The sequence below is a fragment of the Microbacterium testaceum StLB037 genome, from assembly GCF_008763945.1.
GTDB classification, from domain to species: domain Bacteria; phylum Actinomycetota; class Actinomycetes; order Actinomycetales; family Microbacteriaceae; genus Microbacterium; species Microbacterium testaceum_G.
In genome coordinates this window covers 1,845,271-1,864,733 of record NZ_VTQH01000001.1, presented here as the reverse complement: position 1 = coordinate 1,864,733, position 19,463 = coordinate 1,845,271, and the positions used below count along the sequence as shown (strand labels likewise).

Genomic DNA, 19,463 nt, shown 5'->3' with positions numbered 1-19,463 from the left:
AGCCCGTCGAGCGTCCAAGACACCCTTAGTCCCCGGGGATTGGGGCCGGGTGTCTTGGACGCTTGCGAGAGAACCGCGCGCGTCAGGAGCGCCGCAGCCAGACCGTCGTCTCGCCCGGCAGCGTCTCGCCGTCGAGCGGCCGGCTCGACACCAGCACCTCGCCGGCGGGAAGCGGAACGGGCTCCTCGCCGAAGTTCGTCACGACGGTCCAGCCGTTCGGCCGAGCGAAGGCCACCACGTCGTCACCGGCGCTCTCGACCCACTCCAGTTGCTCGTCGGTCTGCAGCTCGTGGCGCAGATCGAGCGCTCGGCGGTACAGGGACAGGGTCGACGCGGGGTCGCCGTCCTGCAGGTCGACGGCGTACGTTGCGAACCACTCCGGCTGGGGAAGGTGCGCGCCGGCGTCGCCGAAGCCGAACGCGGGGCCCGACTCGCTCCAGGGCAGGGGCACGCGGCATCCGTCGCGCCCTTGATCGATCCCCCTGCTGCGGAAGAACGTCGGGTCCTGACGCTGCTCGTCGGGGATCTCGGCGACCTCGTGCAGACCGAGCTCCTCGCCCTGGTACAGGTACGCCGAACCCGGCAGACCCAGGACGAACAGCGCGGCCGCCCGAGCACGGCGCTCGCCCCGCTCCGCGTCGAGGGTCGGCGACTGCCCGCCCGACAGCAGCCACTCGTTGCCGTGCTTGAGCGTCGGACGACCGTCCTCGCCGCGTTCGGCGTCGGGAAGGCCGTACCGCGTGGCGTGACGCACGACATCGTGGTTCGAGAGCACCCACGTCGTCGACGAGCCCGACTGCGCCGCGAGCGTGAGGTTGTCGGCGACGATCCGGCGGAACTGCCCGGCGTCGAAGTCGGCCTCGAGCAGGTCGAAGTTGAACGACTGACCGAGACTCTCGGCGCTCGCGTACAGCGGCACGCGCGAGGGGTGCACCCACGCCTCAGCCACGGCCGTGCGCGGCGGGTCGTACGAATTGAACACCGCGCGCCACTCGGCGTAGACCTCGTGCACGTCGTCGCGGTCGAGCAGCGGGTGGTTCCCGTCGATGGGCATCGCGTCGAGCTCGGCCTGCGAAGGCAGGGGTTCGCTGAGGTCCTTGGTGAGCATGTGCGCCACGTCGATACGGAACCCGTCGACGCCCCGGTCGCTCCAGAAGCGCAGGGTCTTCACGAAGTCGGCGCGCACCTCGGGGTTCGACCAGTTCAGGTCGGGCTGCGAGACGTCGAAGTTGTGGAAGTACCACTGGCCGTCGGCGACGCGCTCCCACCCCGATCCCCCGAACACCGACACCCAGTCGGTGGGCGGCTCGGCGCCGTCGGGTCCGGTGCCCTCGCGGAAGATGTACCGCTCGCGGGCGGCCGACCCGCGGCCGGCGGCCAGGGCCTCCTGGAACCAGGCGTGATCATTCGAGGTGTGGTTCGGCACGATGTCGACGACGACGCGGATGCCGCGGGCATGCAGCTGCGAAATGAGCTCATCCATGTCGGCCAGGGTGCCCAACCGCGGGTCGACGTCCCGGTAGTCGGCGACGTCGTACCCGCCGTCGGCGAGGGCCGAAGGGTAGAAGGGGCTGAGCCACACGGCATCCACCCCCAACTCGGCGAGGTACGGAACGCGCGAGGTGATGCCGGGGATGTCGCCCAGGCCGTCGCCGTTCGTGTCGGCGAAGCTGCGGGGATAGACCTGGTAGACGACGGCCTGGCGCCACCAGTCGGGGGCGTCGGAGAGGTGGCGGGCGGGCGCTGCGGAAGGTGCGGCGGTGGTCACGGTTGTCCTTTCGAGGGGATGGTCGGTCAGCCCTTGACGGCGCCCTGCGTGACGCCCGCCATCACCCATCGCTGGGTGAAGAGGTAGGCGACGATCGCGGGGGCCATAGCCATGAGGTACGAGGCGAAGGCGACGTTGTAGTTGTTGGAGAACTGCGTTTGGAACAGGTTCTGCCGCACGGGCAGGGTCTGCAGGGCCGGGTCGCTGATGATGAGCGAGGGCATCATGAAGTCGTTCCAGGCGTAGAGGAAGGCGAAGATGCCGACCGTCGCGCTCATCGGGGCGAGCAGCGGGAAGATCAGCTGCCAGAACGTCTGCCAGGTGGTCGCGCCGTCGATGCGCGCGCTCTCCTCCAGCTCGAGGGGGATGGAGCGCAGGAAGGCCGTGAACAGCAGCACGCTGAAGCTCAGCTGGAACATCGTGGCGAGGATGATGACGCCCAGCGGGTTGTCGAGCCCGACCCGGCCCGTCAGCTGGATCTGCGGCAGCGCGACGACGGGGAAAGGGATGAACATCGCCGCGAGCAGGTAGAAGAACGAGTAGCGGAAGAGCTTGCGGTCCCAGTTGCGGGCGATCGCGTACGAGGCGAAGGCCGCGAGGATGATCGTCGCGACGACGGTGCCGGCGGTGACCAGCAGCGAGATCGCGAGGCCCACCGGGAACTTCGTCAGCGTCCACGCCTGGACGAATCCGTCGAAGCTGATCGGCGAGGGGAGGGAGAACGCGTTGCCGTCGACGACCTGGGTGCCGCTCTTCAGCGCCATCGAGACGGTGACGTACAGCGGGAGCAGCACGGTGAGGGCGCAGAGCACGAGGATGGTCGTCGTCGACCAGTTGACGCGCTCCATGCCGACGCGGCGGGAGCGGCGGCGCGCGGGCCCGGTGCCGGCGGGGCCCTGACGCTCGGGGACGGTGAGCTCGGCCTGCTCGAAGGCGAGGGCGGGCTGGTTGAGGGCGGTCATGACAGGGTGTTCCTTCCCCGGGTCAGCGAGAGCTGCAGGAGCGAGATGACGACGGCGACCACGAAGAAGAGCGCGGCGTTGGCCATCTGGTAGGCGTAGTCGCCTCCGTTGAATCCCAAGATGATCGACATCGCGACGCTGCGCGTCGCGGTGCCGGGGCCACCGCCGGTGAGACCGACGATGATGTCGTACGCGTTCAAGAAGCCCTTGAAGCCGAGGATGACGTTGATGACGACGTATCCGGCCACCAGCGGCAGCGTGATGCGCAGCAGTTGCTGGGTCTTGCTCGCCCCGTCGAGGCCGGCGGCCTCGTAGACGTCGCCGGGCACCGCCAGCAGACCCGCGATGTAGATCAGGAGCGTCCCGGGGATGGCCTGCCACGCGGTCACGATCACGATCGCGACCCACGCGAGGTCGGGGTTGGCGAGCAGGCTCGTCTCGAGCCACGGGATGCCGAGGGCGGCTCCCGCCTCGGGCACCGAGTTGCTGAAGAGGAAGTTGAAGACGTAGGCGATGATGATGCCCGAGATCACCATCGGGATCACGAAGACCGTGCGCAGCGCCTTCTTGAACCGGATCTGCGCCGTCAGCCCGACCGCGAGCAGGAACGCGGCCACGTTCACGACGATCACGGTCGCGACCGAGAAACCGAAGGTGAACAGGTACGCCTGAAGGATGGCCGGGTCGCTGAAGATCGCGATGTAGTTGGTGAGGCCGGTGAAGGTCCACTCCCCCAGCCCGATCGAGTCGGTGAAGCTGAAGAAGATGCCGATCAGGCCCGGAACCGTGATCGCGAGCGTGAAGAGCGCGAGCGTCGGCAGCAGGAACAGGTAGTAGATCGGCTCGACACGACGGGTGCTGCGACGCGCTGTCGCCTTGCCTCCCGTGACGATCGTGGTGGTAGTGGTCATCGCGCGGCCTCCTCGCCAGCGGCATCGTTCGTCGAGGCCGGGGGCTGGCGGAACGCCAGGCGCGACCAGTCCTCGTCCATGGTGCGCAGGGTGGACTCGGGCGAGGCGCCGAAGATCATGGCCTGGGCGTAGTTGAAGGTCGGGATGGTCTTGGGCACGAGCACCGAGGCGCCCTGGTAGATGGCGCCCTCGTCGTAGTACGGGATCATCCCGGCCACGCGCGGGTCGCTCGGCGAGGGGGCGTCCTTCGTGGGGGCGAAGCCGAGCTGCGACTCGTTGTAGGCCTCGATGATCTCGGGTTGGTAGAGGTACTCGAGGAAGTCGCGCGCGGCGTCCTGGTGACGCGAGGCCTCGGGGATGATCGCCGCGAGGTCCATGTTGACGCGCACCTTGAGATCGGCCGGGTCGTCGGTCATGGGCAAGGGGAACGTGCCGACGGGCAGGTCGGGTGCCGTCTTGGCGATCTCGCCGAGCGCCCAGGGTCCCTGCAGGTACATGCCCGCCTCGCCCTGCGCGAAGGCGAGGTTTCCGTCGCCGTAGGCCCGGCTCTCGGCATCCGGATTCGTGTAGTTCTGCGCCAGCTCGAGCATGCGGTCCATGGGTGCGGTGAAGTCCTTGGCGAACGACACGGCCGAGTCGGGTCCGACCTGGTCGCCCTCGTCTGCGAGGCCGTCGAAGAAGTCGATGACGTTCAGCGAGCCGCCGATGGAGTAGTCGTACCAGCCCTGCGCGACGGTCCAGTCGTCTTTGAAGGTGCCGTAGAAGGGGGTCACCCCGTTCTGCTTCAGGGTCTCGGCGACCTGGATGAGCTCGTCGTAGGTGGTGGGCACCTGCAGTCCGAGCTGATCGAAGATCTGCTTGTTGTAGATGACGGATGCCGCCATCACCGAGTACGGCAGGGCGCTGGTGCGACCTTCGCACGAGCCGTACTGGTCCATGAGCGGCTGCAGGTCTTCGCGCACGCTCGCGGCCGCCGCGGTCCCGCTGAGGTCGCTGAGCGCGCAGCGCTGTACGAAGCGCGCGACCTCGTAGTTGTAGTTGGCGAGCATGATGTCGGGCGGGTTGCCGCGGACGAAGCTCGCCGAGACGACGTCGACGCCCGAGCTGTCCATCTCGACGCGCACCTTGTCCTGCGAGGCGTTGTACTGCGCGACGACGTCGTTCATGAACGACAGCGCCTCGCGCTTGCTGAAGGTGAAGCGGATGGTCTCGCGCCCGTCGGTCGAGCAGCCCGCGAGCAGACTCGCCCCGAGCACCCCCACCGCGGTCGCCGCGAACCATCGTCGCCCGGCCCTGGTCTTCGTCGACACCTTTTGCCTCCTCCGCCGCACTGCGAATATGTTGTACCAGCGACTAAATCTAGTCGCCAAATCAATGTCGTGCAGGCAGTATTGCATCGGGGCGCACACCGGTCAAGAGGTCCGGGGCGCGAGATGACGGAGGGGCGGATGCCGATGGATGCGACGACCGCCACGCCCTCGCTCCGCCGACACAGTCTCGACGCCGTCCTGCGTCACGCGTGGGAGACCGACGCCTTCACCGCGAGCGACGTGATCGCCGCCGTCGGGGTGACCCGTTCGACGGCGATCGACGTTCTCGACGAACTCACCGCCCGGCGCCTCCTCGCGGAGATGCCCAACGCCCGCGCCGTCGGGGAGTACTCGAAGGGCCGCCCCGCGCGGCGCTTCGCCTTCCAGCCCGGCATCGGCGTGGTCGTCGGGGTCGACGCCGGGCGCGGTCATGTGACCGCCACGGTCGCCGACCTGCGCGGCGAGACCCTGGCCACCTCGCGCCTGGCCGTCGACCCCGAGCGCGACTCCCCCGACCGCCGTCGGCGAGCGGCCGAGACGATCGTCGAGGCGACCCTCACGCGCGCGCGACGTGCACGCGCGGACATCGTCTCGATGTGCGTCGGGGTGCCGGCCCCCGTCGACCGCCACGGACGCTCGCCCGTGCACCACGACCGGTTCTGGGAACGCATGAACCCCGGTTTCATCGACACCTTCCAGGCGTGGTCACCGGTCGTCCGCGTCGAGAACGACGCCTCTCTCGCGGCCGTCGCCGAACGCGCGCGCGGAGCCGCCGTCGGCTGCGAGGACTTCGTGGCTTTGCTCGCCGGGGAGCGCTTCGGTGCTGGCATCCACCTCGACGGTCACCTCCTGCGCGGGAAGCACGGCGGCGCGGGCGAGACCGTGGCATTCGACCGCGTGGAGGGCGTCAGCAGCGCCGAGGGCCTCGCGCCTCGCTGCGTCGACGCGGCGCGGGCGGCGCAGGCCGACGGCAGCCTTCCGGCCGACAGCGCGCTGCGCGGGATGGCCCCCGAGTCGCTCGACGCCAAAACCGTGCTCGACCTCGCCGCGGCGGGAGACACCGGGGCGCTCGCCGTCGCCCGTCGGGTGGGCGGAGCGCTGGCGGGGGTCGTCGGCATCTTCGGCAGCCTCTTTGATGTCGACCGCGTGATCGTCTCGGGAGCGATCGCCGCGGGCGCGGGCCCCATCATCGATGCTGCGATCTCCGCCCTCCCGAGGGCTTTGGACCTCCCCGCCCCCGACATCGTCGCGTCGGGTCTCGGCGCTGACATCGTCTCGATCGGCGCCGTCGCCGCCGCCGTCGAGGCCGCGCGCGAGAACGCCCTCGACCTGCCCGTCTTCGCGCTGCCCGAGGATCGCGCGCGGGCCTGAGACACGGCATCCGGGACCTCAGGACAACCCCCGCGGCAGGAATGGCGCGGACGGATAGCGTCGAGGGGTCCGGTCCGAGCCCCGGGCAGGTGGAGTTCTCATGCCCTCGTGGCCCGAACACGTCATGTGGTGGCACGTCTACCCGCTCGGCTTCGTCGGTGCGCCGATTCGCGATGGAGACGGGCCGGATGCCGAGATCGAACACCGCCTCGACAGGCTCGAGCCGTGGCTGGACCACGTCATCGAGCTCGGCCTGAACGGGCTGCTGCTCGGGCCGGTGTTCGCGTCCGAGACGCACGGCTACGACACCGTCGACCACCTCCGCATCGACCCGCGGCTCGGCGACGAGGGAAACTTCGACCGCTTGCTCGCGGGGGCACGGGAGCGCGGCATCCGGGTCCTGCTCGACGGGGTCTTCAATCACGTCGGCAGGGCCCACCCCGCCTTCCAGACGATGACGGAGGACGGACCGCAGCTGTTCCGCGGGCAGTGGGTCGACGGCCGATTCGAGGCCGAGGTCTTCGAGGGGCACGGAGCACTCGTCGCCCTCGATCACTCCTCGCCCGCGGTCGCCGACCTCGTCGTCGACGTGATGTGCCACTGGCTCGAACGCGGGATCGACGGCTGGAGACTGGATGCCGCCTACGCGGTGCCGCCGGAGTTCTGGGCCGAGGTGCTCCCGCGGGTGCGCGAGAGGTTCCCGGAGGCGTGGTTCGTCGGCGAGGTCATCCACGGCGACGGGCCCGCGATCGTGCGCGCGTCGACGATGGATTCGCTGACGCAGTACGAGCTGTGGCAGGGCATCTGGCACGGGATCGCCGACAGCAACCTCTTCGAGCTGAGCCACGCGATCGAGCGGCACGACGAACTGCTCGCCACCTTCGCCCCGCAGACGTTCGTGGGGAACCACGACGTCACCCGCATCGCCTCGGCCATCGGGCCCGATCTCATGCCGCACGCCCTCGCCGTGCTCTTCACGGTCGCGGGAACCCCGTCGGTGTACGCCGGCGACGAGTTCGGCTGGACCGGGGTGAAGGAGGAGCGCCTCGGCGGCGACGACGCGGTGCGGCCCGCGTTCCCGGCATCCGCCGCGGAGGTCGACGACGTCGACGAGAGCATCCTCGAAGCGCACCGGGCGCTCATCGCCCTGCGCCGCCGCAAGCCGTGGCTCTGGCGCGCGCACACCGACGTCGTCGAGATCGCGAACGCCGCAATCGTACTGCGCACCGCCACCGGAGAAGATGCGGTGGTGGTGGCGCTCAACATCGGCGACGAGCCGGTGTCACTGCCCGCGGCCGACGCGCGCGCGGTGGTCACCGGTGACGGGAGCCTGACCGACGGGCGGATCGCCCTCGGCCCCCGCGGATGGGTGGTGCTGGAGGGCTGAGCCTCAGGCGCCGGCGCGGAAGCGGTGCTCGGGTCGGCCGGTGCTGCCGTAGCGCAGGCTCACCTGCACGAGCCCGCGTTCGGCGAGGGCGGTCAGGTGCCTTTGCGCCGTCGCGCGCGACACCCCGATGCGCTCGGCCACCTCGGTCGCCGAGGCCTCGTCTGCTCCGAGGGCGGCGAGGACCGTCTGCTCGGTCGCCGACCGGGCCAGCGAGGCGCCCTCGCGCTCGCCACGCATCACGGATGCCGCGCGGTCGATGTCGTCCTGTGTGAGGGGCCGCGTGCTCGAAAGCAGGTTGCGGTAGCGCGCGAAACGATCGAGGCGTTCGGCGAGCACGCGCGTGTCGAACGGCTTGACGAGATAGGCCAGCGCTCCCGCCGAGAACGCGCGGCGCACGGTCGCGGCGTCGGTCGCCGCCGACAGCACGAACGCGTCGACGTCGAGCGAACGCACGAACTCGATGCCGTCGCCGTCGGGGAGGTACACGTCGACCAGCACGAGGTCGGGCGCCTGCGCGGCCACGGCGGCGCGTGCCTCGCCGACCGAACGCGCCGGTTCGAGCGCGACGAAGCCCGGCCGCGCCGCCACCGCGTCGCGGTGCAGCCCCGCCACGCGGAAGTCGTCGTCGACGACCAGAACCCGGATGCCGTTCACTCGCTCATCCCCTCCCGCTCACTCGTCCCGCCGCGCACGCCCGGCAGGCGCGCCGCGACCACCGCTCCGTGGTCGCCGCCGCCCGCGTCGACCACCCACACCTCGCCGCCCCGGCGCCGGGCGAACTCGCGCGAGAGCGGGAGTCCGATGCCGAGTCCGTGCACGGCTTCGGAGTCGTCTCCGCGCTCGCGCGGCGCGAAGATCGCCTCGACGTCGGCGATACCCGGGCCCGTGTCGGCCACCGTCAGCACGACCGCGTCGGCGTCGTCGAGCACGCTCACCTCGACCCCGCGGGGTTCGGGAGCGGATGCCGCCGCCGTCACGGCATTGTCGATGAGGTTGCCGAGCACGGCGACCACGTCTTCGACGTCGTCGATCGAGGCGGTCGAGAACGTGTCGTCGGCCACGCGCAGGGCGACCCCGCGTTCACGCGCCGACAGCGCCTTGGCGCCGAGGAACGACTGCAGCATGGGGTCGCCGACGAGTTCGATGCCGGGCACGGCCCAGTCGACCGATCCGCGATCGACGAGATCGGCGAGGAACGCTCGCGCTTCGTCGGTGCGTCCGGCGTCGAGCAGTCCCACCGCGGCGTGCAGGCGGTTGGCGTTCTCGTGGCGCTGCACGCGCAGGGCATCGCCCATGGCGCGCACGCTGTCGAGGCGCCCCGACAGGGCGATGACGTCGGTGCGGTCGCGCAGGGTCGCCACCCGCCCCAGCGTGCGTGTTCCACGACGGACCGGTCGCACGTCCACGAAGACGACGCGGTCGCCCAGCGGGAGCCCGCTCGACGCCCCCGAACTCGACAGGGCGCCGACGACGGCGGGCGGGAGGTCGAGCTCGTCGAGGCGGCGGCCCACGGCATCCGTGATTCCGAGAAGTCGTTCGGCGGAGGGCGTGCACACTCGCACGACACCGGCGTCGTCCAGGGCGACGACCCCTTCGTCGGCGCTTTCGAGCACGGCGGTCTGCGTCTGCACGAGAGACACGAGCTCCTCGGGCTGGACGCCCAGGGTCAGCCGCTCGAGGCGGCGGCGCATGAGCAGGGCGACGACGGCGCCGATCGCCACGGCGAGCGCGACGGCGACCCCGATCCCGGTGATCAGGGCGGGCAGGTCGTCGAAGACGCTCGCCCGCTCGAAGCCCACGCTCACCTCGCCCACCGGGGAGCCGCCGGCGGGCGGGTAGACGGGCACCTTCGCGCGCGCGGATTCGCCGAGGGTTCCGGTCTCCCACGTGACCACTTCGCGCCCGGCGAGCGCATCGGCGAAGCTCGTGCTCACCACCTGCCCGAGCCGATCGAGATCGGGATGGGCCAGACGGATGCCGTGATCGTCGGTGATCACGACGAAGAGGCCTTCCGTGCGGGTGGTGACGTCGGTGGCGTACCGCTGCAGGAGACCGTCGCGCAGGGTCGCGGCATCCGGAGTCCCGGGATCGGCGGAGTAGGCCTCGACGAGGTCGCGCACCTCGGGCGCTTCGGCGACGGACCGGGCGATGTTCAGGGCCGACGAGTCGGCCTCGGCTTTGAGCTGCTGCACCCCGAGCCAGGCGAACACGGCGGTGCACACGGCGACGACGGCCACCTGCGTGGCGACCTGCACGACCAGCATGCGCGTGGCGAACCGCATTTGCGCCTCCCGCCTCGACTCACGTCCTCGTGCGCGAAATGCGCAGAACACACGGTACGCGCAATACCGTCCGCAATGCGAGCAAGCGCGCGTCGAGGGGCCCGGCCTCCGTAGTGTCACCGGATCGAGCGCGAAAGCCGCGCCCGTCACGACAAAGGAGTCGCGATGACCCCCCTGATCCTTGCGGCCGAAGCCGAAGAGTACGCGGTGGCCTACACGCCCGCCGACGGAGTGCTCGTCGCCCTCGGCTTCCTCATGGTCCTGTCGTTCATGGCCCTGATCATGACGCGGCGCTTGACCCCGATGGTGGCGCTGATCGTTGTGCCCACCGTCTTCGGCTTGATCGCCGGCGCCGGCCTGGGCCTCGGCGACATGGTGATCGATGCCATCAGCAAGATGGCGCCGACGGCGGCGCTGCTGATGTTCGCGATCATGTACTTCGGCATCATGATCGACGTCGGCCTGTTCGACCCGCTGATCCGCGTCATCACGCGGGTGCTCGGGAACGACCCGGCCAAGATCGTGCTCGGCACGGCCATCCTCGCCGGCGCCGTCTCGCTCGACGGAGACGGCTCGACCACGTTCATCATCACGACCTCGGCCATGCTTCCGCTCTACCTGCGTCTGGGCATGAGCCCCGTGGTGCTCACCTGCGTCGCGGGCCTCATGAACGGCACGATGAACATCGTTCCGTGGGGTGGCCCGACCGTGCGCGCCGCGACCGCCCTGGGCCTTCAGCCCACCGATGTCTTCGTCCCGATGATCCCCTCGCTGCTCGCGGGCCTGGTCGTCTCGCTCGCGTTCGCCTGGTTCCTCGGCCTGGCGGAGCGCAAGCGCCTCGCCGGCTCGATCGACACCGCCAAGATCGACGGCCCCGGAGGTTTCGGCCGTCTGGGTGCCCCGAAGATCTTCCGCGGAGCGGAGCCCAAGCCCGGCGCGGTGGCCTCGCTGCGCACCGGCAACGTCGTCACCGTCCGCGGCGGACGCGACGCCGTCGCCGCGGCGCAGTTGGTCGACACCGCCGACACCGCCATGGCCGACACGATGCTCGACCCGAACCGCGCGACGCTCCGCCCGAAGCTCCTCTGGTTCAACCTCGCGCTCACCGCCGCGGTCATGGTGCTGCTGGTGATGGACGTCTTCCCGCTGGCGTTCGTCTTCATGGTCGGCGCGGCCGTCGCCCTCATCGTGAACTTCCCGAAGCTGCGCGGACAGGCCGACGAGATCGTCGCGCATGCCCCCTCCATCGTCGGGGTCGTGTCGATGGTGCTCGCCGCCGGTGTGCTGGTCGGCGTGCTGAACGGCACCGGCATGGTCACGGCGATGGCGGCGTGGATCACCCAGGTCATCCCCTCGTCGATGGGCCCGTTCCTGGCCGTCATCACCGGCGTGCTGTCGATCCCGTTCACGTTCTTCATGTCGAACGACGCGTTCTACTTCGGCATCCTCCCGGTGCTCGCCGAGAGCGCCGCGAACTACGGCATCGCCCCGGTCGAGATGGCCCGCGCCTCGATCACCGGCCAGCCGGTGCACCTGCAGAGCCCGCTGGTGCCCGCGATCCTGCTGCTCGTCTCGCTCGCCGGGGTCAACCTCGGCGACCACCACAAGAAGGTGCTGTGGCGAGCGACGGTGGTTTCGCTCGTGATGCTCGCGGTCGGCGTGCTCGTGGGCGCGGTGCCGCTGCTCGGCTGACCCGCTTCACTGCGTCGCGCCGACGCCGATAAACGCTCGCTGCACTGAGGAACGCTCTCCGAGGGCGTTTCCCAGTGCAGCAAGCGTTTATCGGTTGGGGGGGGGGCGCGAGGCGTCTCACGCCGGGAGCGCGGCGGCGGGAAGCCCCAACGCCGCTCGGACGGCCGCGACCACCTCTGGCATGGCGCCGTCGCGGACGAACAGCGGGATGCGCTCGAGCGGCGCATCGACCTCGACCTCTCCCCCGCCGGGGTGCACGGTGCCGCTCCACAGATCGGTCCAGTCCGCGCCGGCCGGCAGGACCACGGTGCGAGCGCGAGCGCCGGCGTCGAGGACGGGGGCCACCAGCAGGTCGGGGCCGAGCAGGCACTGGTCCTTCACGCTCCACGACCGCGCGTCGGCGGGAAATTCGTGGAACAGCCCCCGCAGAACCGGCTGACCGTCGTCGTGCGCGTCGCGCATGACCTCGCGCACATACGGGCTCAGGGCCTCGCGCGCGAAGAGATATGGCGAGCCGGTGCGATCGAGTCACATGACGGAGGAGGCGTCCCCCCCCTCCGTCCCCGAACGCGGAAAGGGCCCGGATGCCATGGCACCCGGGCCCTCCCTTCTCACCTTCTGCCGATCACGACAGCGTGCGGCGCGGTCGGCGCATCGTCCAGACGGCCGCACCTGCGACCAGCAGGAAGGCCGCGAGCAGCGCCGCACCGAGCGGGCCCTGCGCACCGGTGGCGGCGAGCTGACCCTTCGGTACGACCATGATCGGCACGCGCTGGATGAGCGAGCCATCCGCCGCGTAGACGACGATCGCGTGGGCCCCGGCCTCGATGTCCGCGGGGATGCGGACGTCGAAGACGACCCGGCCGGCCGCATCGGCGACCGGGATGCCGGCGATGCGGATCGGCGTGCTGCGCAGCTCGGCGGTCACCTGCTCACCGGCCTTCAGCCCCGTCACGGTCACCCGCACCGTGCCACCGCGCTCGACCGTCGAGGTCGACAGCGAGACCGACGGTCCTGCGGGGGCCGACGTGGGCTGAGCGCTCGAGCCTCCGCTCGGCGAAGTGCTCGGCGAAGTGCTCGGCGAGGGCGACGGGGTCCCGGTGGGAGAGTCGCTCGGCGACGGCGACGGGCTCCCGCTGGGAGAACCGCTCGGCGACGGCGAGGGGCTCGGCTCGGGGTTCGTCCCGGTCGGCACCTCGCGCGGAGCGACGCTGGAGAGCGTCGGCTTCACGGTCTGGAAGAGTCCGTCGGCACCGATCGTGATCCGGTCGATCGTCGTCTCGCGGTTCGTTCCGCCGCCGCCGGGGATGGCGAAGCGATGATACGCGATGTACCACTCATCGGTCCCGGGCACGTTGATGATCGAGTTGTGCGCCGTCCCGAGGATGCCCTGCGACGGGTCCTTCTGCAGCAGGATGCCGCGGTAGGTCCAGGGCCCGTCGATGCTCGTCGACGTGGCGTAGCCGACGCGGTAGTCGGGCGATCCGGTGTCGTCGATCGAGTACGTCAGGTGGTAGGTGCCGTCGCGGAAGTTCATGAAGAGCCCCTCACGGAAGTCGGGCAGTCCATCGATCGGCTTGATCGTGCCCGCCTTGATGCTCTTCATGTCGTCGGACAGCTCGCCGTAGAGCGGCCGGCCGTTGCCCCAGAACAGGTAGTACTTCCCCGTCTTCGGGTCGCGGAAGGCCGCGGGGTCGATCGCCTGGCCGCTGTTGACGCTCTCGCCGTTGGTGATCATCGGCTGCGCCTCGGCGGTGAACGGCCCCTCGGGGCTGTCCGCGACCGCAACGCCGATCATCTTCCGATCGGCGTTCGGCTCGTGACCGCTGAAGTAGAAGTAGTACTTTCCGCCCTTCTCGATGATCGTGGGAGCCCACGCGTTGCCGGTGGCCCAGGGGACGTTGCCCTGAGCTCCGTCGAGGGTGAGGAACGGTTTGTCCGACCGCGTCCAGTCCACGAGGTTCTTGGACTTCCAGACGTAGAAGGTGTTGCCGCCCCAGCCCGGGGTGCCGTCGGTGGTGGCGTAGAGGTAGTACGTGTCGCCGAACACCGCGATGTTCGGATCCGCGTACAGCCCGGGCAGCACCGGGCTCTTCATCTCGACCGCCGTCAACGTCCAGACGACGTCGTCCTGACCGGCCGTCTTCAGCGTCACCGTGACCGGGTCGCTGAGGTTGCGCAGCATGCCGGAGGCCGGAGTGGCCGTCGTGCCGGCAGCGGTCGTGTAGGTCGGCCGCAGCTTCGTCAGGTCGGTGCCCGGCTTGACCGGGAACGTCACCGTCCGGGTGGTCGCGTCGACGAGGGGTGCGACCTTGAGGGCGCTCGCATCCTGCAGACTCACCGTTCCGAGAATCGTCCCGTTGCCCGACTGGGCGACGATCTCGCTGCCGGAGAGCGCACGGTTGTAGAGCGTGAACTCGCGCACCTGTCCGCGGAACAGGTTGTCGGCGTTGTAGACCGACTTTCCGATGTAGTTCGCGAGCGTGCGACCGCCGCCGATGTCACCGGGGCGCACCGTGACGTTCGTGTTCTCGGCGACCTGCTGACCGTCGAGGTACAGCCGCGCCGTCGACCCGCTCAGGGTGTAGGTGACGTCGACCCATTGATCGCGCGGCAGAGCGGACGCCGACTGCGCGTTCTGCTCCGCCGACCAGTTGCCCGTCGTGAGAGCTCCCCGGAACCGGTCGTTGCCGGTCGCGAAGAGGTAGCCGTTCCCGGTGCCGTCCTGCGCGGTGTTGCCGAAGCCGTAGAGGAAGTAGGGGTTCCTCTGCGCCGCGTCCACCCGCATCTTGGCCTGGACCGTGATGTCGGTCGTGCCCGCCAGCACGTCGTCGGGCAGATCGACGTAGTCATCGACGCCGTCGAAGACCAACGCCTTATCGCCCCAGACGGCGTTGCCCTTGATCTGCGCGTCGCGCCCCGCACCGGAGCGGTCGTGCAGGGTCGAGCCCGAGCCGTCGGTGAAGTCGTACCGCAGGAGCTCGCCATTCTCATTGGCCGCGAGGGGCTGCGGCAGGTTCGCGCGCAGCGCCGCGAGCTCGGCCTGCGTCACGGGCATGACCGTTCCGTGCCGCGGGCTGCCGGGGAGGCGGTACGAGGCCGGAACCTTCCAGTCGGGGTTGGCGATGTCGGTGGTCGCGAGCGGGATGTATCCGCGTCCGCCGTACTCGTCGACGAACAGGTAGTACTTGTCGCCGTTGACGTCACCCGGGTTCGACTTGAAGATGCTCGGACCCTCGACGGCACCCGTGCCCGCGTTCTTGCCGATGCACGAGGTGACGAGCTTCCACTTGTCGAGAGGAGCCGTCAGCACGGGCGAGCTCTCCTGGATGATGTCGCTGCACCCGGTGGTGCCCGCGCCCTCGTCCTTCGTGAAGCGCTGGTAGACGCCGTCCGCTTTGATGACGGTGGAGTCGATGCGCGACATGCCGCCCTGCCAGACCTTCGTGTCGCTGAAGGTCACGAAGTCGCGCGTGGTGGCGTAGAGCATGCTGTTGGCGACGTTCGAGGTGTGGTTCGGGTCGTTGTCGGGGTAGATCTTCGAGGCCCAGAACACGACGTACTCGCCCAGCGACTCGTCCCAGTACGCCTCGGGCGCCCAGGTGTTCCCCGCGGTGTCCGGCGAGACCTTCACGTGACGCTGCGCGCTCCACGTGACCAGATCGTGCGACTCCCACACCTCGAGGTACTTCGAGCCGGAGCGCTGGGCGCGATCCCAATTGCCGTTGCGGCCGATCGAGAGGTCGGTGGCGATGAGGTAGAAGGTGTCGCCCTCGGGAGAGCGGATGAGGAACGGGTCGCGAAGACCCTTCTCGCCGAACGTCGAGGTGAGCTTCGGTTGTCCGTTGTTCAGTTCGGTCCACGACAGGGCGTTGTTGCCGTTGCTCGCGGCGAAGTAGATGTTCTCGCCAGCCACCGAGTTCCCGGTGAAGTAGGCGAAGGTGTAGCCCTCGAAGGGCCCGATCTGCGCCGCCTTGCGGACGGTCGCCGAGAAGTCGCGTGTCAGAGTCACGGCGTTCTTGGTGACGGATGCCGTGAGCGTCACGGTCGCGTCTGCTGCGGGCCGCGTGACGACGCCGTCGGCCGTGACGATCTTCGGGTCGGACGTCGTCCAGGTGACCGGGAGACCCTGCGACGAGTCCGGCAGGGTGAGGTTGCCGCGGACGTCGTCGACGTTGGTCACCGTCAACCCGTTCAGCGCGGACTGCACCGCCGCGCTGTCTTCGGGCGTCTTGATCAGTGCCTTCACCTCGGTGGCCGGGAGGGCCCGATCGTAGATGCGGAAGTCGCGAAGGCTCCCGGCCAAGCGCTTGTCGGGGGTGTAGTTGGAGCGACCGAGGTAGTTCGCGGTCGTCGTGCCGCCCCCGATCATGCTGGGGAGCGTGGTGGTGTTGGTGTTCTCGGCGATCTGAACGCCGTCGATGTACATGCGCGAGGTCTTCGAGCCGGCATCGAGGGTGTAGGTCAGCTTCTTCCACACACCGCGCTCGAGAGGCGCGGTGCTCTCGGCCTTCTGCTCGGTCTCCCAGTTGCCCAGCGCGATTCCCGTGCGCGCGGGGTTGCCCGTGGCGAAGAGGTAGCCGTTGCCGTACCACTCCTTCGTGTTGCCGAGCCCCCAGATGAAGTAAGGGGTGTCCTGCTCCGCGCGCACGATGACGTCGGTGCTGACCGTGATCGAATCGAGCCCCTTGAGGATGTCGTCGGGCAGCTTGATGTCGTCGTCGGCGCCGTCGAGACGGACGCCGTCTGCGCCGTTGAGCGTCGGTCCGCCCTCGAAGATCGCGTCACGGCCGTTTCCGGAGGTGTCGCGCGCGACGGTTCCAGACGTCTCGTCGAGGGGGTACGACACGACGAGTCCCGCGTCGGCGGCGACCGCGCCGGAGATGACGGGGGCGGTGAGGGGTGCCGCGACCAGGGCGGCGATGACCGGGACGGCGAGTGTCCACGGGGTACGGCGGCGCGGTGGCGCCGATCGATTGTGAAGGGTCACGGGGGTGAGGTCCTCTCGGGGTGCATCATTGCAGGAACCGGCGACTTCGACGGTCTTTTTCATGTTAGCGCTCACACGCCACGGAGACCAGCATGGTTACGTCAACAGCCCCTCCGACGGGCGTGAGAGCGAATGCCATCACATCGGGCACGGCTCGCGAGCCTTCCCCCATCCCAGCCGGCCGGGACGATGCGAGATGACGGCGCGGGCTCAGCGCGAGCGGCGTGACCCGGTCGGACGCTCGGCCGGAGCCGAGTCCCGCACGATGAGGCGCGTGGGAAGCGGTGTGCTCTCGCTCACGGTGTCGGGCTCTTCGACGGCGAGCAGGACCTTCTGCATGAGGATCTCGCCGAGAGCAGCGAAGTCCTGTCGCACCGTCGTCAGAGACGGGTAGAGGAACGCCGCCTCGGGAACGTCGTCGATCCCGACGACGCCGACGTCCTCGGGGACGCGCAGCCCGCGCTCACGGAGAGCCGAGAGCACGCCGATCGCCATGTGGTCGTTCGCGACGAAGATCCCCTCGCCGGGGGCGATGTCGGCTTCGCTGGCGATGCGATATCCGCTCTCGGCCGACCAATCCCCGTGGACGAGGGCGGTCAGCTCACTGCGCGAGGAGGCGAGCTCTTCACGCCATCCGCGGATGCGCTCGACGGCGTCGGGATTGCGGGCGGGCCCGGCGATGTGCCGGATCGGGCCGTACCCGGCCTCGCGCAGGTGCCGGACGGCACTCCGGGCGGCGCGGTACTGATCGATCGCGACGAGCCGCGGGTGCGGTCGACTCGTCGTCGCCGACGCCACGACCGGGATGTCGAGTTCGAGGGCCTGTACGGATGCCAGCACCTCGGTGTCGACCACGATGAGCACGATGGCATCCACTCGTTGCTTCAACAGCCCGTCGATGGCCGCTCGCGCCGCCACGGCGTCGCCCTGCGGGGAGCTGATGGCGTCGACGTTGTACCGGGCGGCCCGAGCCGCGAAGTTGAAGTTCATCGCGATGGACGAGGGGCCGTAGTCGACGCTGCCCGGTGTGACGAGGCCGATGGTCCTGGTGCGCCGCGTGACGAGCGCCCGGGCGGCCGGCGACGGGCTGTAGCGCAGCTGCGCGATGGCCTGCTCGACCCGGGCGCGCGTGGCCGGGCGCACGTTCGGCATGTTGTTCAGGACGCGCGAGACCGTCTGGTGCGAGACGCCCGCCAGTCGGGCCACATCGAAGATGTTCGCCGTGCGCGCTGCTTTATCGTCAGGCATGGGCCGCCTCACCGGGACTCTCGGGCTTGGCCACGAGAGCCAGGAGGGCGTCGGCCGTCAGATCGACGGCGGGGACGATCTGCGCGAGGACGCCGTCGCGCATCACCGCGACCAGGTGCGCCACGCGGAGGACCTCGTCGAGTTCGGCCGAGATGTAGATGATCGAGAGCCCGTTGTCGGACAACTCGCCCACGAGGCGCTGGATCTCGGCCTTGGCGCCGACGTCGATCCCGCGCGTGGGTTCGTCGAGGACGATCACCCGAGGAGAGAGGGCGAGCAGTCGCGCGAGCAGCACCTTCTGCTGATTCCCGCCCGACAGGGTCGAGACGGGGCGATCGATGTCGGCGGGGCGGATGTGCAGGGCTTCGACCCAGCTGTGAGCGAGTTCCCGGCGGCGAGCCGTGCTCATGCGACGGAGGACGCCGCGTTGCGCCTGCAGCGCGAGGCTGATGTTGTCGAGCACGCTGAGGTCGCCGATGACGCCCTCCGTCCGCCGGTTCTCGGACGAGTAGGCGATCCGTCGGCTCATGGCGTCACGCGGCGAGCCGAGGCGCACCGGGGCGCCGTCGATGAAGACCTCGCCCGATCCCGGCCGGTCGACCCCGGTCAGGGCCCGGGCGAGCTCGCTGCGCCCGGAACCGAGGAGCCCCGCAACGCCGATCACCTCACCCTCGGCGAGATCGATGTCGGCTTCGCGCAGTCGGGGACCCGCGGTGAGGCCGCGCGCGCTGACGACGGCGGGGGCCTCGTGGTCGTCGATAGTGCGCTGGCCGAGGGGGGCGAGGGCGCCCGCCGCCGCACCGAGCATCTTCTCGACGAGATCGATGCGCAACAGCTCGCGCGTGGCGTATTCGCCGACGAGGTGGCCCCCGCGAAGGACCGTGACGCGATCGCAGATCTCGTACACCTGGTCGAGGAAGTGCGAGACGAACACCACCGCGATGCCGGCATCCTTCAGCTCGCGGATGACCCGGAAGAGTTCGGCGACTTCGTCGGCGTCGAGGCTCGATGTCGGCTCGTCGAGGACGAGCACCTTGACATCGACCGAGACGGCGCGCGCGATAGCGACGAGCTGCTGGATCGCGAGGGGGTGCGACGACAGGATCGAGGCCGGGTCGACGTCCACGCCCAGTGATTCCAGGGCGGAGCTCGCGCGGCGACGCATCTCGGCGCGGTCGATCATGCCCCACTTCCGGGGCTCACGGCCGAGCGAGATGTTCTCGGCCACGGTGAGGTTGGGCAGGAGGTCGATCTCCTGGTAGACGGTGGAGATGCCGGCCGCCTGCGCCTCGGCGGGAGACGACAGCCGCACCGCAGACCCCTCCAGCAGGATCTCGCCTCTGTCGAGACGGAGGGCGCCGGTGATCGCCTTGATCAGCGTCGACTTGCCGGCGCCGTTTTCGCCCATGAGCGAGTGCACTTCGCCCGCTCGCAACCGGAAGTCGACGCCGGAGAGCGCCGATTCGACCCCGAAACGCACCGACGCCCCGCGCACCTCGAGGAGGGGCGGGGCGACGGCGCTGAGCATGGGGTCAATCATGC

General features: G+C 69.7%; 13 protein-coding genes. 3 read left to right on the top strand and 10 right to left on the bottom strand.

Features of this window, described 5'->3' with window-relative positions:
• Positions 1-82: 82 nt before the first annotated feature.
• From F9B98_RS08625 to F9B98_RS08610, 4 genes are read right to left on the bottom strand one after another with little or no spacing between them, the layout of a single operon-like run.
• On the bottom strand, positions 83-1,768 hold the full coding sequence (locus F9B98_RS08625; RefSeq protein ID WP_225310268.1) for a glycoside hydrolase family 13 protein: 1,686 nt from the start codon (positions 1,766-1,768) through the stop codon (positions 83-85).
• A gap of 26 nt (positions 1,769-1,794) precedes the next feature.
• Entirely contained in the window at positions 1,795-2,730 is a 936-nt protein-coding gene (locus F9B98_RS08620) for a carbohydrate ABC transporter permease (protein ID WP_412177030.1), read from the bottom strand.
• Positions 2,727-3,641: a carbohydrate ABC transporter permease gene (locus F9B98_RS08615; RefSeq protein ID WP_150955653.1), complete on the bottom strand. Its 915-nt coding sequence runs from the start codon at positions 3,639-3,641 to the stop codon at positions 2,727-2,729. The genes F9B98_RS08620 and F9B98_RS08615 overlap by 4 nt, the downstream gene beginning before the upstream one ends.
• The gene (locus F9B98_RS08610) at positions 3,638-4,951 is read right to left on the bottom strand and encodes an extracellular solute-binding protein (protein WP_150955649.1); all 1,314 of its coding nucleotides are present in this window, start codon (positions 4,949-4,951) and stop codon (positions 3,638-3,640) included. The genes F9B98_RS08615 and F9B98_RS08610 overlap by 4 nt, the downstream gene beginning before the upstream one ends.
• A gap of 144 nt (positions 4,952-5,095) precedes the next feature.
• Between F9B98_RS08610 and F9B98_RS08605 the strand changes: the two genes are divergently transcribed.
• Together F9B98_RS08605 and F9B98_RS08600 are read left to right on the top strand one after the other, a co-directional pair.
• The gene (locus F9B98_RS08605) at positions 5,096-6,322 is read left to right on the top strand and encodes an ROK family protein (protein WP_150955646.1); all 1,227 of its coding nucleotides are present in this window, start codon (positions 5,096-5,098) and stop codon (positions 6,320-6,322) included.
• 100 nt (positions 6,323-6,422) lie between these two features.
• Complete coding sequence (locus tag F9B98_RS08600; RefSeq protein WP_150955642.1) at positions 6,423-7,709, top strand: alpha-amylase family glycosyl hydrolase; 1,287 nt, start codon at positions 6,423-6,425, stop codon at positions 7,707-7,709.
• Positions 7,710-7,712: 3 nt separating this feature from the next.
• Here the strand turns inward: F9B98_RS08600 and F9B98_RS08595 are convergent, their stop codons facing one another.
• A complete protein-coding gene (locus F9B98_RS08595) occupies positions 7,713-8,363 on the bottom strand; it encodes a response regulator (RefSeq protein WP_150955639.1) in 651 nt (216 codons plus the stop codon).
• The gene (locus tag F9B98_RS08590) at positions 8,360-9,991 is read right to left on the bottom strand and encodes a sensor histidine kinase (RefSeq protein WP_191966721.1); all 1,632 of its coding nucleotides are present in this window, start codon (positions 9,989-9,991) and stop codon (positions 8,360-8,362) included. Before F9B98_RS08590 ends, F9B98_RS08595 begins: the two co-directional genes overlap by 4 nt.
• A gap of 165 nt (positions 9,992-10,156) precedes the next feature.
• Here F9B98_RS08590 and F9B98_RS08585 point away from each other — a divergent pair, with 165 nt between their 5' ends.
• Positions 10,157-11,683, top strand: coding sequence for a CitMHS family transporter (locus F9B98_RS08585; RefSeq protein ID WP_150955637.1), 1,527 nt, complete (start codon positions 10,157-10,159; stop codon positions 11,681-11,683).
• 117 nt (positions 11,684-11,800) lie between these two features.
• On the opposite strand, the gene F9B98_RS08580 is transcribed toward F9B98_RS08585, so the two are convergent.
• From F9B98_RS08580 to F9B98_RS08565, 4 genes are all read right to left on the bottom strand, one after another.
• Positions 11,801-12,145, bottom strand: a complete 345-nt coding sequence (locus tag F9B98_RS08580; protein WP_150955634.1) for a TIM-barrel domain-containing protein — start codon at positions 12,143-12,145, stop codon at positions 11,801-11,803.
• A gap of 163 nt (positions 12,146-12,308) precedes the next feature.
• Positions 12,309-16,673: a family 43 glycosylhydrolase gene (locus tag F9B98_RS08575; RefSeq protein ID WP_150955631.1), complete on the bottom strand. Its 4,365-nt coding sequence runs from the start codon at positions 16,671-16,673 to the stop codon at positions 12,309-12,311.
• A 210-nt stretch (positions 16,674-16,883) separates the two neighbouring features.
• Positions 16,884-17,921, bottom strand: coding sequence for a LacI family DNA-binding transcriptional regulator (locus F9B98_RS08570; RefSeq protein WP_150955628.1), 1,038 nt, complete (start codon positions 17,919-17,921; stop codon positions 16,884-16,886).
• Complete coding sequence (locus tag F9B98_RS08565; protein WP_191966720.1) at positions 17,914-19,461, bottom strand: sugar ABC transporter ATP-binding protein; 1,548 nt, start codon at positions 19,459-19,461, stop codon at positions 17,914-17,916. The genes F9B98_RS08570 and F9B98_RS08565 overlap by 8 nt, the downstream gene beginning before the upstream one ends.
• Between the last annotated feature and the right edge of the window lie 2 nt (positions 19,462-19,463).